The 13620-nt window shown below is 69.1% G+C and carries 15 protein-coding genes; 9 read left to right on the top strand and 6 right to left on the bottom strand.

Going from position 1 to position 13620, the window contains the following annotated elements:
* Positions 1-32 precede the first annotated feature (32 nt).
* On the top strand, positions 33-359 hold the full coding sequence (locus AB0L70_RS31655) for a hypothetical protein (RefSeq protein ID WP_363690435.1): 327 nt from the start codon (positions 33-35) through the stop codon (positions 357-359).
* Positions 360-378: 19 nt separating this feature from the next.
* Positions 379-1461, top strand: a complete 1083-nt coding sequence (locus AB0L70_RS31650; RefSeq protein WP_363690434.1) for a type I glyceraldehyde-3-phosphate dehydrogenase — start codon at positions 379-381, stop codon at positions 1459-1461.
* Between the two features lie 20 nt (positions 1462-1481).
* Here the strand turns inward: AB0L70_RS31650 and AB0L70_RS31645 are convergent, their stop codons facing one another.
* Complete coding sequence (locus AB0L70_RS31645; RefSeq protein WP_363690433.1) at positions 1482-2132, bottom strand: helix-turn-helix domain-containing protein; 651 nt, start codon at positions 2130-2132, stop codon at positions 1482-1484.
* Between the two features lie 148 nt (positions 2133-2280).
* Here AB0L70_RS31645 and AB0L70_RS31640 point away from each other — a divergent pair, with 148 nt between their 5' ends.
* The 4 genes from AB0L70_RS31640 to AB0L70_RS31625 all read left to right on the top strand — a co-directional run bounded on the left by AB0L70_RS31640 (position 2281) and on the right by AB0L70_RS31625 (position 4859).
* Complete coding sequence (locus tag AB0L70_RS31640; RefSeq protein ID WP_363690432.1) at positions 2281-2712, top strand: OsmC family protein; 432 nt, start codon at positions 2281-2283, stop codon at positions 2710-2712.
* Positions 2709-4031: an FAD-dependent oxidoreductase gene (locus AB0L70_RS31635; protein WP_363690431.1), complete on the top strand. Its 1323-nt coding sequence runs from the start codon at positions 2709-2711 to the stop codon at positions 4029-4031. The genes AB0L70_RS31640 and AB0L70_RS31635 overlap by 4 nt, the downstream gene beginning before the upstream one ends.
* 10 nt (positions 4032-4041) lie before the next feature.
* Positions 4042-4299 carry a hypothetical protein gene (locus tag AB0L70_RS31630; protein ID WP_363690430.1) on the top strand — a complete coding sequence of 86 codons (258 nt, stop codon included), beginning with the start codon at positions 4042-4044 and terminating at the stop codon, positions 4297-4299.
* Between the two features lie 71 nt (positions 4300-4370).
* Positions 4371-4859: an MSMEG_0572/Sll0783 family nitrogen starvation response protein gene (locus tag AB0L70_RS31625; RefSeq protein ID WP_363690429.1), complete on the top strand. Its 489-nt coding sequence runs from the start codon at positions 4371-4373 to the stop codon at positions 4857-4859.
* A gap of 44 nt (positions 4860-4903) precedes the next feature.
* On the opposite strand, the gene AB0L70_RS31620 is transcribed toward AB0L70_RS31625, so the two are convergent.
* Genes AB0L70_RS31620 through rpe form a run of 3 tightly spaced genes read right to left on the bottom strand, consistent with a single transcriptional unit; the run spans position 4904 to position 8210 of the window.
* Positions 4904-5590 carry an HAD-IA family hydrolase gene (locus AB0L70_RS31620; protein WP_363690428.1) on the bottom strand — a complete coding sequence of 229 codons (687 nt, stop codon included), beginning with the start codon at positions 5588-5590 and terminating at the stop codon, positions 4904-4906.
* The gene (gene tkt, locus AB0L70_RS31615) at positions 5587-7503 is read right to left on the bottom strand and encodes a transketolase (protein ID WP_363690427.1); all 1917 of its coding nucleotides are present in this window, start codon (positions 7501-7503) and stop codon (positions 5587-5589) included. Before tkt ends, AB0L70_RS31620 begins: the two co-directional genes overlap by 4 nt.
* Positions 7503-8210 (bottom strand): ribulose-phosphate 3-epimerase, encoded by a 708-nt coding sequence (rpe, locus tag AB0L70_RS31610; protein ID WP_363690426.1) that lies wholly within the window; start codon positions 8208-8210, stop codon positions 7503-7505. Before rpe ends, tkt begins: the two co-directional genes overlap by 1 nt.
* Before the next feature lie 138 nt (positions 8211-8348).
* Between rpe and AB0L70_RS31605 the strand changes: the two genes are divergently transcribed.
* Together AB0L70_RS31605 and AB0L70_RS31600 are read left to right on the top strand one after the other, a co-directional pair.
* On the top strand, positions 8349-9005 hold the full coding sequence (locus tag AB0L70_RS31605) for a response regulator transcription factor (RefSeq protein ID WP_363690425.1): 657 nt from the start codon (positions 8349-8351) through the stop codon (positions 9003-9005).
* On the top strand, positions 9002-10153 hold the full coding sequence (locus AB0L70_RS31600) for a GAF domain-containing protein (protein WP_363690424.1): 1152 nt from the start codon (positions 9002-9004) through the stop codon (positions 10151-10153). Before AB0L70_RS31605 ends, AB0L70_RS31600 begins: the two co-directional genes overlap by 4 nt.
* Here AB0L70_RS31600 and AB0L70_RS31595 read toward each other — a convergent pair.
* Complete coding sequence (locus AB0L70_RS31595; RefSeq protein WP_363690423.1) at positions 10150-11145, bottom strand: class I fructose-bisphosphate aldolase; 996 nt, start codon at positions 11143-11145, stop codon at positions 10150-10152. The genes AB0L70_RS31600 and AB0L70_RS31595 overlap by 4 nt on opposite strands.
* A 36-nt stretch (positions 11146-11181) precedes the next feature.
* Positions 11182-12069 (bottom strand): LysR family transcriptional regulator, encoded by an 888-nt coding sequence (locus AB0L70_RS31590; protein ID WP_363690422.1) that lies wholly within the window; start codon positions 12067-12069, stop codon positions 11182-11184.
* Between the two features lie 111 nt (positions 12070-12180).
* On the opposite strand from AB0L70_RS31590, the gene AB0L70_RS31585 reads away from it, so the two are divergent.
* On the top strand, positions 12181-13617 hold the full coding sequence (locus AB0L70_RS31585; protein WP_363690421.1) for a form I ribulose bisphosphate carboxylase large subunit: 1437 nt from the start codon (positions 12181-12183) through the stop codon (positions 13615-13617).
* Positions 13618-13620 lie beyond the last annotated feature (3 nt).

Below are 13620 nucleotides of genomic sequence, written 5' to 3'. Positions count from 1 at the left end.
AGCTGTGCAACAGCGGGCGGCAGTATCCGTTCATGGACACGTACACCGCTGGACCCGAGTGCTGTGGATGCCGCTTCGAGCGGCGCGCGCCGGCTCATCACCGGCGCCTGGTCGCGTTGGAGGCGCAGCCGATGAACTCCCTGGTCGAGCTCATCGAGATGGCCGCCACCTGGGGCGAGATCGAGTACGGCGAGATCGAGCCGGTGATCCCTCCGGACGAATGGATCGACTTCGCCGAGGCGCACGCCTGGGACGACGGTAATCGCGTGTTCGACGCGCTCGTGGCACTCGCCTCCCTGGTGCCACGGGCGCGCACCACAGCTGCCAATCGGTCGGCACCACTCCTGGTGTCGGTGTGATCCGCGTGAGGAGGCCCCGATGACGGAGTCCGCAGCGACGGCGGCACCCCGGATCGCGATCAACGGCCTCGGCCGGATCGGGCGCGCGCTGCTGCGTGCCGTCATCGCCCGCGACTCGTTCGTCGACGTGGTCGCCGTCCACGACCTGACCCCCGCGGCGACGCTGGGCTACCTGCTCCAGCACGACACCGTGCACGGCAGGCTCGGCGTACCGGTTGTAGCTACCGACGACGAGCTGCTGGTCGGCGACCGGCGGATCCAGGTACTGCGCTCGAACCATCCGGGGAACCTGCCCTGGGGCTCGCTGGGAGTCGACGTCGTCGCCGAGTGCAGCGGCCACTTCACCAGCAGAGAACGGGCCGGCGGTCACCTCCGGGCCGGCGCGAAACGGGTGATCGTGTCGACCCCGACCGACTCGGCCGAGGCGACGGTCTGCCTCGGCGTCAACGAGTCGACGCTGGACCCGAACTCGCACCGGATCATCTCGAACGCGTCCTGTACGACGAACTGCGTGGCACCGATCTTCGCGATCCTGGACGAGGCGTTCGGCGTCGAAGGTGGCTGGGTCGACACCGTCCACGCCTACACGAACGACCAGCAACTGCTCGACCTGCCGCATCACGATCTGCGTCGGTCCCGGGCCGCGGGTCAGAACATCATCCCGACCGGCACGGGTGCGGACAGCGCACTGGCCCAGGTGATGCCGCAACTGAAGGGCCGCGTGCACAGCGTCGCGGTACGGGTTCCGGTGCCGGACGGCTCTCTCAGCAACGTGGTCGGCATGCTCCGCGGCCGGGCCACGACCGAGGAGGTACGCGACGCGTTCATCCAGGCGTCGCTGTCGGAACGGTGGGCCGGCATCGTCGGCGTCAGTGACATGCCGATGGTCTCGAGCGACGTGATCGGCGACCCACGGTCGTGCGTCGTGACGCTGCAGGACATCGAGTCGCACGGCAACGCCGTACGGGTGTTCGGCTGGTACGACAACGAGTGGGGCTATGCCAACCGTTTGCTCGACCTGATCGAGATGGTGACACTCCGGACGAACGTCAGGCGACCGTCGACCGAGCGCGGCACGCCTCGATCAGCCCTGGTGCCCTGATCACCCGCGGCCGTGCTTGATCAGCCGCGGCGCTCCGGCAGGGACATCCAGACGATCTTGGTCGACCGGGAGGACGGATTGCGCCATTGCTGCAGGTCCTCGGTCCGGACGTGCAGCGAGTCGCCCGCGCTGAGCCGGTAGGTCTGCTCGCCGACGGTCGCCTCCAGCGTGCCTGACTGGATGTGCAGCAGCGTCTCGCCGGTCGCCCGCCGGTCCTCCTCGGCGGACTGCGCACCGGCGGCGAGCTCCGTGATGCTCGCGGTCAGCTCGAACGGGCCGGAATCGGCCGAGATCGAGCCGCGGACGACGTCGCCGTCGGGCGAGGTGAGCACCCGCCGCTCGTTCCGCGGCGTGAAACTGACCGGCGTGGCCGGAGCGTCGGCCTCGTCGATGAAGTGCGCCACCGGCACCTGGAACGCCGCCGCGAGCTTCAGCAGCGTGGTGATCGTCGGCACCATCGTGCCCTGCTCGACCTTGTGAATCGCGGCCGGCGAGACGTCGGAGCGCTCCGCGAGCTGCTGCAGCGACAGGCCCAGCCGTCCGCGTAGCACCTTCAGCCGTGGCCCGATCCCGGACACGACCGCGGAGACCTCGGACTCCGACAGTGGCGCAGCGCGCTCGGCCGGTTCGTCGTCGCGGGCCCGGGCCGGGCGCTGCGCTGGAGGTGTCACCGGTGGCTCCTTCGTCGTCCGCCGATCCGCTTCGGCGTTTAGTGGACGGAGTATATCGGATGGTTGACGGATGACTGTGTCTCTCATAGTGTACTAGCTTATCGGATACGAGATTTCTGTCATCCCCACCGGGGCAAGGAGTTTGTTCGTGGACGGTGACCGGAGCGTCGAAGCGGTCTGGCACGGCGGGTACCACACGACCGTCGCGGCCGGCTCTTTCACGATCGAGGTCGACGAACCGGAGTCGGTCGGCGGCACGAATCTCGGGCCGCAACCGACCGACCTGTTCCTGGCCTCGATCGCCTCCTGCTTCACCCTGGCGCTGAGCTACGCGGCCCGGAAGCGGTCGATCGAGCTGACCGAGCTGTCGGTCCGCGCGATCGGCACGTACGACGGCCTGCAGTTCGGGGCCGTCGAGGTCGAGGCCCGGATCGGTGCTCCCGAGGCCGAGCTCCAGCGCCTGGTCGAGACGGCCGAGCGGGTCTGCTATGTGACCAACACCCTGCGCTCCGGACTGAAGCTGACCACCCGAGCGGTGTCCGCCACCGCCGTTCCTACTGACGGAAGTGAGATCCCGTGAAGATCGTTGTGATCGGCGGCGGTGCCGCCGGCCTGGGGGTGGCAGGCGCCGCCAAGGGCCAGGACCCGTCGGCGCAGACCGTCGTCTACACCGAGTACGAGGACGTGGCCTACAGCCCGTGCGGGATCCCGTTCGTGCACGGCAAGGAGATCGAGTCGTTCGAGAAGCTGTTCCTCGCGACCAAGGAACAATATGTTGCTCAGGGCATCGATGTGCACTACGAGACCACGGTCGAGAGCATCGACACCCGGTCCCGCGTCATCAAGGTGGCCGGCGAGGGTGAGGTCAGCTACGACAAGCTCGTGCTGGCGACCGGCTGGAACTACGGCACCCCAGACGTCCCCGGCGCGGAGCTCGGCGGGATCTACCACGTCAAGAACATCCGGGCCGCGATGGAGTGGGACAAGTTCCTCGACACGGTGAAGTCGGCCGTGGTGGTGGAGTCCGGCCCGATCGCGATGGAGATGGTCTCCGCCCTGCAGCACCGCGGTATCAACGTCACGCTGGTCGATCCCGGTCCGTGGCCGATGGCCGACGTGATCGATCCGGACATCGTCGAACCGGTCCGCAAGGACTGGGAAGAGTCCGGCGTGACCCTGAAGTTCGGCGAGCGGGTCACCGCCTTCCGGGGCACGGACACGCTCACCCATGTGAACACGACCTTCGGCGATGTCGAGGCCCAGCTGGCCATCATCGGCAGCCACAAGGTCGCCAACACCGCCCTCGCCGGTGCGGCCGGTCTCAAGCTGGGCAGTACGGGCGGTATCGCGGTGGACCCGCACATGCGCAGCTCCGACCCGAACGTCTACGCCGCGGGTGACTGCGCCGAGATCCCGCACGGTGTCTCGAACGTGCCACTGCAAGGACTCTCGGGGAGCCACGCGTACGCCCAGGGCAAGACCGCGGGCATCAACGCGGCCGGCGGCACCCGACTGCACAACCCGGTCTATGTGCCATGGGGCATGCTCGCCGGTCAGTGGATGATCGGCGGCGTCTCGTTCGGCGAGACCCTGGCCACCGCGCTAGGACTGCCGTTCGTGACCGGCGTGGCCGACGGCATCACCCGGGCTCGCTACTACCCGGGCGTGAAGCCGATCAAGGTCAAGCTGCTCGCGGACCCGACGACCCGCCGGCTGATCGGCGCCCAGATGGTCGGTGGCGAAGGGATCAAGGAGCGGGCGGACTTCCTCGGCATCGTCGCCCGGACCGGCGTCACGATCGACACGCTGGCCACGATGGAGAACGTCTACTCGCCCGCGATCGGCGCGCTGAACGAGCCCATCGCGATGGCCGCCCAAGCGCTCGTCAAGAAGCTCTGAGGCGGCCGCCATGCCCTTCTTCCGCTGGCTCCGCTCGAACTCCGAGCACGCCCTGCTCCGGGACGCGCAACGCCGCGTCGCCGCCAAGTACGACGCCAACCCGCCGGCCGGCCCGCACGGGCTCGCCGACCGGTGGTGGCGCCAGGTGTTCGCACCCGTCTACCGATTCCTGCCCTGGGGACTGCGCCGGGCCACCATGCAAGCCATGCCCGGCAGTCACCGGATGGGATGGCCGAAGCCGGAGTATCTCCCGCCCGGCGACCACTGAACCCCTGCCCCCGACCGGGCGCAGGTCATCCCACCAACTCCGTACCGTCAACACCCGAAGGAGTCAGCATCATGCCGAAGACGGTCACCATCGAGCCGCCCCAGGAGGGCGACATCCTCTTCGACGTCGAGGAGAAGGTCTTCCCCGACTTGCAGGCCAACGAAGGCGACAAGGCGTACGTCTTCATGCACACGGTTCCCTTCGAGGGCTCCGTCGGCCTGGTCAACATGCTCACGGCCACCAGGCTGCAGCGGAAGGGTTTCGACCTCACGTTCGTCCTCTACGGCCCGGGCGTCCTGATGGCCTCGGCGGCCCGCGGGTACCCGGCCGTCGGCAACGAGGGTTTCCCGGGCAACCTCGGCTACAACAAGCAGTTGCGGACGCTGATCGACGAAGGCGCGAAGGTGTACGCCTGCCGGTTCGCGATGGGCGCCCTGTACGGGATGCGCGAGGACGACCTGATCAAGGGCGTCACCCCGTTCAACCCGCTCGACGTACTGGACGCGAACATCCAGGCCTGGCGGGACAAGGCCCTGGTGCTCGCGACCTGGACGGTCTGATCACCCGACACATCGATGCCCCGCAGCCTGGCTGCGGGGCATCGTCATACTCGCTGCTGGAACCAGGCCGACAGAGGCGGATCCTCGAACCCGGCCGCGATCAGCTCCGCCCCGGACAGGTCGTCGTCGTGGGTGTAGTCGTTGTGGACAGCAACCACCCGCAGGCCGGCCGCGACCGCCGCCCGGACGCCGTTCTGCGAGTCCTCCACGGCCACGCTCCGATCGGCCGGGCAGCCCGTCCGGCGCAGCACCTCCAGGTACGCCGCCGGGCTGGGCTTGAGGTCGGGTACGTCGGTGCCGGTGACAACGACCTGGAAGCGCGGGCCGAAGACCCGGTCCAGCAGCGGCTCGACCCAGGCGCGCGTACCGGTCGTGGCCACATGCATCGGTACGCCGCCGGCGTCGAGCTGATCGAGCAGCCGGTGCACTCCGGGTCGTGCCTCGATCTTCCCGGCCTCGATCAGCTCCCGCATGATCGCGGTCTTGCGCCCATGCAGTCGCTTCGCCAGCCGCTCGGCTTCATCTGGCGACCGGCCGACGCTCCCGAACCACGATGCCAGCCGGCGAGCTCCACCGGTGATCCGCAGCAGACGCCCGTACGTCGGGATGTCCCAGCGGTCCGGCAGTCCCGCCTCCTCGAAGGCTGCGTTGAAGGCGACCCGGTGGCCGTCGCGTTCGCTGTCGACCAGTGTGCCGTCGACATCGAACACGACCGCGGCCAGCCGGTTCACCGCAGGTACCGCAGGTGCTCGCGGATGCGGGCGACCACCGCCGGGACGGTGAAGCCGTGATAGGCCATCACCTCGTCCCCGGGGCCACAGGTGCCGAACTGGTCGAGCCCGATGGCCAGGTCGACCAGTCCGCGCCAGCCCGTCGTACTCCCGGCTTCCAGGCTGACGGTGGTCGCGTGCGGATCCGGCGCGTAGGCGGACCGGTCCAGTGCCGAGACGAGGCGTACGTCGTACCCCTCGGATCTCAGGGCTTCCGCGACCTCGGCACCGAGAGCGACCTCGGAGCCGGTCGCGACGAGCTCGACCGTGGCGCTCGATCCGTCGTCGACCAGGCTGGTCTGGGGGAGTGTCTGCCGGGACAGGATCAGGGCGGTCGGTCCGTCGGTTCGCTCGAGCGCGAGCTGCCAGGCCAGCGCGGTCTCGGCGTCGTTGGCCGGCCGGAGCACCTGCAGTCCCGGGATCAGACGCAGCGACTCGATCTGCTCGACGGGTTGATGTGTCGGGCCGTCCTCGCCGACCGCGATCGAGTCGTGCGTCAGCACGTGGATGACAGGCTGCCGCATCAGCGCGGCGAGCCGCAGCGCCGGACGCAGGTAGTCGGCGAACACCAGGAAGGTGCTGCCGTACGCGCGGAACCCACCGTGCAGGCTGAGCCCGTTCATGACCGCGGCCATGCCGAACTCCCTGATGCCAAAGGCGATCGCGGACCCCGAGTAGTCGTCCCGGGCCACGATCGCGCCGCCGAGCGCGGTCCCGGTGGAGCCGGCCAGGTCGGCCGAACCACCGACGAGCTCCGGCATCAAAGCCGTGATGGCCTTCAGACAAGCCTGGGACGATTGCCGCGTGGCCCGTGGGGAATCCCCGGAGACCGCGAGCAGCGCATCCCCGAGGCCCTCCGGCAACCCCCGATCGCGGCTGCGGTGGAACTCCGCCGCCCGCTCCGGCGACGCAGCCTCGAAGTCGGCGAGCCTCGCCTGCCAGGCAGTATGCTCGCGGGCGCCGCCGGCTGTCAGTTCTGCGCAGACTTGCCGCACGGGCTCCGGGACGCTGAACGCTGGATGTTCCCAGTCGACCAGTCGCTTGGCCTCCGCAGCCAGTTCCTCACCGAGGGGCGAGCCGTGGGCCTTCGACGTACCGGCAATGCCTGGTGCGCCGTGGCCGATCATCGTCCGGACCGCGATGAAGCTCGGGCGCGGGTCGGCCTTGGCGCGGATGATCGCGGCGTCGACCGCCTCGATATCGGTGCCATCAGCAACTTCTTCGACATGCCAGCCGTACGCCGCGAACCGGGCCGACTCGTCGTCGCTGCACGACCGGTCGACCGAGCCGTCGATCGTGATCGAGTTGTCGTCCCAGAGCACGACCAGCCGGCCCAGACCGAGGTGCCCGGCCAGCGAGGCCGCTTCGTGACTGATGCCTTCCATCAGGCAGCCGTCGCCGACGATCGCGTAGGTGTGATGGTCGGTCAGCTCGGGGTACCGCGCGGCCGTCATTCGCTCCGCGAGCGCGATCCCGACCGCCATGCCCAGCCCCTGTCCGAGCGGACCGGTGGTGCACTCGACGCCGGCGGTGTGGCCGTACTCCGGATGTCCGGGCGTGCGCGACCCGAGCTGCCGGAAGCGGCGCAGCTCGGCCTCGGGGAGGTCGTAGCCGAAGACGTGCAACAGGCCGTAGAGCAGCGCGGAACCATGCCCGGCCGAGAGCACGAAGCGATCGCGATCGGCCCAGTCCGGCGCCGACGGATCGTGCCGCAGGTGCCGGCTCCACAGCGTCCAGGCCATCGGGGCAGCGCCCATCGGCATCCCGGGATGCCCCGAGTTGGCCGCCTGCACCATGTCGACGGCCAGGAACCGCAAGGCGTTGACGGCCAGCCGATCGGTCTCAACCACGGACCTTTGCAGAAGCTCGGTCATCAGGCCGCCACCTCATTCCGTACGGCGTCGACGGCAGCGCGGAGCTCCTTCACAGCCGCCGCCTTCCCATCGGGATGGGCATACATCCACGAGCCGGAGATGAACGCGTCGGCACCGGCCGCCGCCGCGCCGCTGATCGTGGCCGCGGTGATGCCGCCGTCGACCTCGAGCTCGATCGGCAGACCGGACTCGTCGATCATCCGCCGCAGCTGCGCCACCTTCGTTTCGACGGCAGGGATGTACTTCTGCCCGCCGAACCCAGGGTTGACCGTCATCGCCAGGATCAGGTCGGTCTCGGTCAGCACATGCTCGACCAGCCCGGCCGGCGTGTGCGGGTTCAGCGCGACACCACTGCGTACGCCGAGGTCCCGGATTCGGGCCAGGGTGCGATGAAGATGAGGGCAGGCCTCGGCATGGACGATGATCAGTTCGCACCCGGCATCGGCGTACCGCGACAGCAGTTCGTCGGGGTTCGCGACCATCAGATGCGCCTCGAAGGCGACCCGGCTGTACTGCTGTGCGGCCGCGATCATGTCCGGTCCGAAGGTGAGGTTCGGGACGAACACCCCGTCCATCACGTCCCACTGGATCCGGTCGACGCCCGCGTCGCACAGGTCGCGGATCTCGTCGCCGAGCCGGGCGAAGTCCGCGGGCAGCACCGAGGGGATGATCAGCGGAGGTGGAACCCGCGGAGTGGGGTCGGTCATGGAAACGGCCCTTCCTGCTCGGAGACCTCCAGCCCACCGCGCGCAGCCCTACCGGCACTCACCCGACCGGGTGGAGCTGTGGGTGAATCCCTTTGTGAACAGGCGGATTCGGCGCCTGCTCCGCTTACGCTGGGACCTATGGCGACCCCGTTGCGGCTGGTTCTCGTGGACGACCACGAGATGGTGCTGCACGGCCTGGTCGCGATGCTCGGCCACTTCGCCGGCGAGGTGGTGATCACCGGACAGGCGACGACGGCCGCGGCGGCGCTCACGCTGGTCGCGGACGAGCATCCGGACGTGGTGCTGTGCGACGTACGGATCGGCAAGGAGAGCGGTCTCGATCTGTGCCGCCAGATCACCACGCAGTACCCGCAGACCAAGGTCGTGCTGCTCACGGTGTACGACGACGAGCACTACCTCTACCAGGCCCTCCGGGTGGGTGCCTCCGGCTACATCCTGAAGCGAATCGACGGTCAGGAGCTGGTCGCGCATCTACGCCGGGTGCGCGACGGCGAGACCGTGATCGATCATGCGCTCGCGGGTCGCGTGGCCCTGTCCGCCGCCCGGCTCAGTGCGGGGGAGTTCTGGCCGGGCGCGCATCTCGGGCTCACCCAGCGCGAGTCGGAAGTCCTTGAATTGCTGGTCTCCGGACATTCGAACAAAGGCGTCGCGGGCAAGCTCGTCGTCAGTGAGGACACGGTGAAGACCCACATCCGCGGCCTGTATCGCAAGCTCGGTGTATCCGACCGCAGTGGTGCGATCGCGGTCGCGCTCCGCGAGGGCCTGTTCCGTTGACCGGCGCCGCACCCACCGCAGAGGAGCTTGCCAAGATCCTGGAGGCGGATGGCGTGCTGCTGCTCGCCAGCGACGGCCGAGAGCTGACGGTCGCCGACCTCTGGCCCCCGCACCCGTCGACCGCCGCGCTGAGCATGCCGGTCGGGTTCGGCGTGACCGGACTGGTCGCGCGGAACGGTACGCCGGTCATCCTCGGGTCCGACTCACCACGCAACGCCTTGCACCGTCAGCTCCTGCGCCTCGAGCCCCGGCAAACAGTCACCCGGCTGTGCCTGCCGCTGCGGGGGCTGGAGGACCGCATCGTCGGCGTACTGGCGGCGCATCGGAGTCCGCGGACGCCGTTCGGTCCCGACGACCTTGCTCGTGCTCAGGAGTACGCCGCCATGCTCGGCCTACGCCTGCACGCGGAGCAGCTGTGGCTCGCCGTGAACCGGCACCGGACCGAACGAGATCGCCTGATCAAGCAGGCGATCTCGGCCCAGGAGGCCGAACGCCGGCGGATCGCCTTCGACCTGCACGACGGCGTCACGACCGCGCTGGCCTCAATGGCCTTCCACCTCTCGGCCGCCGACCTGACGGTCTCGGAGCTCGCGGCGCGTGATGCCGCGGCCGGGCCGGAGTTCGAGGGTGCCCGGGCCGAGCTCGTCAGTGCCCGCGAACTGGCCGACCTGGCCTATCACCAAACGCGGGCGGCGATCTCGGGTCTGCACAGTCTGGTGCTGGACGACCTCGGTCTGGTCGCGGCGATGGAGTCCCTGGTGCAGACCGCGGCGAATGGCGAGGACGCTCCGTCGATCGACCTGCTGGTGGATCCGGCCGCGGCACTGGACGACATCCCCGATCACGTCGCCGCGGCGCTGTACCGGATCGCCCAGGAGGCGCTGGCCAACGCGGTCAAGCATGCCGAGGCGGATCGCGTCGTACTGTCGCTGCGCCGGGTCGGTGACTCGATGGTGCTCGGGTGCGCTGATGACGGAAAAGGGTTCGACCCCGCCGAACGGCGTACGGTCCGGGCGGGTGACGCGGACGGTGCGCAGCACTTCGGGCTCAGTTCGATCGCGGAACGCTGTGCGCTGATCGAGGCGTCGCTGCGGATCGAGTCGATCCCCGAGCGAGGTACGACGGTTTTGGTCGAGCTGCCGTTCTAGCGCGTGGCCTGGCCGGCCTGCCGGCAGTTGGCCACGAGGATCTCCTGTGCCGCCGCGACGTTCCGGACGTCGCCACCCCAGGCAGCCAACGCGTCACTCACCAGCGCACGCCCGAACGAGAACGTCACCGGCCACGGGCGGTCGCCGTTGCGATGCAGCTCGCGGAGGGACTCGCAGACGTCCGCGGTCGACTGGCCGCCGGAGAGGAAGGCGATGCCGGCCAACGACGCTGGCACGGTATCGGACAGGACCCGGAAGGTCGCGGCAGCCACCGTGCCTGCGGTGGCCGGCGCGCCCTCGAGACCTGGGGTGACGAAGTTCGGCTTGAGGACGATGCCCGACAGGTCGACGCCGGCTTGCGCGAGCTCGTCGAAGAGGGTCCGCAGGGCCAGGCTCGATGCCTGTGCCGACGCACCCAGATCATGGCCGCCGGTGCACAGAACCTCGGGCTCGACGATCGGCACGATGCCGTGCCGCTGGCAGAGAGCGGCGTACCGGGCGAGGGCATGACCGTTGGCCCGCGCGCTGTACGGCGTGATCGTCGCGACGTCGAACACCGCGCGCCACTTCGCGAACGCTGCCCCACGATCGGCGTACGACGCCAACCGGTCACCCAGCCCGTCGAGACCTTCGGTGATCAACGCGCCGCCGCCGTTCGGCAGCTTGCTCGTGCCGGTGTCGACCTTGATCCCGGGCAGGACGCCCAGCTCACGAGCGGCCTGCGGGAACGGGCGGCCGTCGCTGAGATCCTGCCCGAACGTCTCGTCGGACCAGATCACGCCGCTGACCCAGTCCGACAGACCCTCGGCGGTGATCAGCAGTTCGCGGTAGTCCCGGCGTGCGGCCTCACTCGCCGGAATGCCTTGCTGTTCGAGCCGGGACGACATGGTCTTGATCGACTCGTCCGCGGCCAGGATGCCGCGACCGGCATGGGTCAACTGCCGGGCGGTGCCGGCGAGGGTGGGCAGGTCGGTGCGCAGCGTCGTGGTCATGCAGAGCAGCATGCGGGCGCGGGCACAGCGCCGTACTCACCCCTTCGGGCGAGACCGGGTGTGAAACGCGGCCGCACCCACGCGGTCGGGATTGCAGACGTGCCGTAGGAACAACCGGCTCGCCGCGGTCGGTTCGGCGGTCGTGCACAGGTGCCACGGGCGATCGACCGGCGTCCCGGGGACGGCGTACGGCGCGAGCTCGCCGGCATCGACCTGGCTGCGGACGGCTTCCTCGTGGACCAGCGTTACGCCGAGTCCCTGACGTGCGGCGGCGACCGCGGCTCCCGACGTACCGAGGGTGAGCAGCGGCGGCGCGGCCTGAAGGCGGGTCAGCAACGAGAGCGTGGTGTCGCGGGTGCCCGATCCCTGGCCGGTGAGGAGCCAGGTGCTCGTGAGTGGGTCGTCCTCGCGGCCGGGCCTGCCAACGAGCACCAGCCGGTTGTCTCGGCGCGCCCGGGTGACCAGGCCCGAGCCGCGCGGTGGGCGGCCGGCCAGGACGATGTCGACGGCGTGGTCGCGGGCGAGAGCGAAGAGCTCGTCGCGGGGGAGGACCGACAAGGACAGCTCGACCTGCGGATGCTCATCGGCGAACGACGCCATCAACCGAGGCAGGACGTACTCGCTCGCGGTCGCGACCGCGCCGATCCGGAGCCGGCCCCGGTCGGCGTCGTGCACCGCGCCGGCTGCCTCGGCGAGCAGACCGAGCAGCTTGCGGGCGTACGCCGCGAACGTCTCGCCGGCGTCCGTGGTGACGATGCCGCGGCCCGACTTGGTGAACAGCGCCGTACCCAAAGCGTTCTCCAGCGCCGCGATCGCGGCGGACACAGCCGGTGGTGTCACGTGCAGGGTCTCGGCGGCCGAGCGGATGCTGCCGCTCTCGTGCACCGCGAGGAAGGTCTGCAACCGTCCCCAGGTCGCTGCCACCGGAAGATCCATTGTGCACCTATCGCTTAACAGTCAGCGGAGAAGTCTCAATTGTAGTTGATGTGTTGCCGGGCGCACGCTGGTGTCTCGACTCGCTGGAAGGAGCGACCGATGACCAAGGAACGCTGGGATCCGGGTGTGCAGAGCTACGCCGGGATGGGGTACTGGAATCCCGACTACGAGCCGAAGGAGACCGACGTCCTGGCCGTCTTCCGGGTCACGCCGCAGGACGGGGTCGAACCGATCGAGGCCGCCGCGGCCGTCGCCGGGGAGTCGTCGACCGCGACCTGGACCGTGGTCTGGACCGACCGGCTGACCGCGAACACCCACTACCAGGCCAAGGCCTACCGGGTGGACCCGGTGCCCGGCCGGCCGGGGGAGTACTTCGCCTACATCGCCTACGACATCGACCTGTTCGAGGAAGGCTCGATCGCCAACCTCACCTCCTCGATCATCGGCAACGTCTTCGGCTTCAAGCCGCTGAAGGCGTTGCGGCTGGAGGATCTGCGCATCCCGGTCGCGTACGTCAAGACGTTCCAGGGCCCGGCGCACGGGATCGTGATGGAACGCGAGATGCTGAACAAGTACGGCCGCCCGTTGCTGGGGGCAACCATCAAGCCGAAGTTGGGGCTGTCCGCCCGCAACTACGGCCGGGTCGTCTACGAGGCCTGCCGGGGCGGGCTCGACTTCACCAAGGACGACGAGAACATCAACTCCCAGCCGTTCATGCGCTGGCGTGACCGCTTCCTCTACGCGATGGAGGGCGTGAACAAGGCGGTGGCCGAGACCGGCGAGCTCAAGGGCCACTACCTGAACGTGACCGCCGGGACGATGGAGGAGATGTACAACCGGGCCGAGCTGGCCAAGGAGCTGGGCAGTGTCGTGGTGATGATCGACCTGACCATCGGCTACACGGCGATCCAGTCTATGGCGCTGTGGGCCCGGCAGAACGGCGTACTCCTGCATCTGCATCGGGCCGGGCACTCGACGTACACGCGGCAGAAGACGCACGGCGTGAGTTTCCGGGTGATCGCGAAGTGGTGCCGGTTGATGGGTGTCGACCACGTCCACGCAGGAACCGTGGTGGGCAAGCTGGAAGGCGATCCGGCCACGACGCGCGGGTTCTACGACACGCTGCGGGACGACCATGTGCCGGCCAACCTCGGCAACGGGATCTTCTTCGATCAGGACTGGGCCTCGATGCCCGGCGTACTGCCGGTGGCCTCCGGTGGTATCCACGCCGGCCAGATGCACCAGTTGCTGGACCTGTTCCGCGACGACGTGATTCTGCAGTTCGGTGGCGGCACGATCGGCCACCCGTTCGGGATCGCGGCCGGTGCGGAGGCCAACCGGGTCGCGCTCGAGGCGATGGTCAAGGCCCGCAACGAAGGCCGTGACCTGCTGCGCGAAGGGCCCGACGTACTGCGGATCGCCGCCAAGACCTGTGCTCCGCTCGAAGCCGCGCTCTCCACCTGGGGCGACGTCACCTTCGACTACACCAGCACGGACGCCCCCGACGTCGTCCCGACCGCGACCGCAAGTTACTGAAGG

This window comes from Kribbella sp. NPDC051952 (assembly GCF_040680855.1).
GTDB lineage: Bacteria > Actinomycetota > Actinomycetes > Propionibacteriales > Kribbellaceae > Kribbella.
Note: the sequence above shows the minus strand (reverse complement) of the source record. Positions and strands in the feature narration are given on the sequence as shown.

Coding starts and splice junctions, on each gene's coding strand:
- AB0L70_RS31655 (WP_363690435.1), top strand. CDS start 33: ATGGACACGTACACCGCTGGACCCGAGTGCTGTGGATGCCGCTTCGAG.
- AB0L70_RS31650 (WP_363690434.1), top strand. CDS start 379: ATGACGGAGTCCGCAGCGACGGCGGCACCCCGGATCGCGATCAACGGC.
- AB0L70_RS31630 (WP_363690430.1), top strand. CDS start 4,042: ATGCCCTTCTTCCGCTGGCTCCGCTCGAACTCCGAGCACGCCCTGCTC.
- AB0L70_RS31625 (WP_363690429.1), top strand. CDS start 4,371: ATGCCGAAGACGGTCACCATCGAGCCGCCCCAGGAGGGCGACATCCTC.
- tkt (WP_363690427.1), bottom strand. CDS start 7,503: ATGACCGAGCTTCTGCAAAGGTCCGTGGTTGAGACCGATCGGCTGGCC.
- rpe (WP_363690426.1), bottom strand. CDS start 8,210: ATGACCGACCCCACTCCGCGGGTTCCACCTCCGCTGATCATCCCCTCG.
- AB0L70_RS31605 (WP_363690425.1), top strand. CDS start 8,349: ATGGCGACCCCGTTGCGGCTGGTTCTCGTGGACGACCACGAGATGGTG.
- AB0L70_RS31595 (WP_363690423.1), bottom strand. CDS start 11,145: ATGACCACGACGCTGCGCACCGACCTGCCCACCCTCGCCGGCACCGCC.
- AB0L70_RS31585 (WP_363690421.1), top strand. CDS start 12,181: ATGACCAAGGAACGCTGGGATCCGGGTGTGCAGAGCTACGCCGGGATG.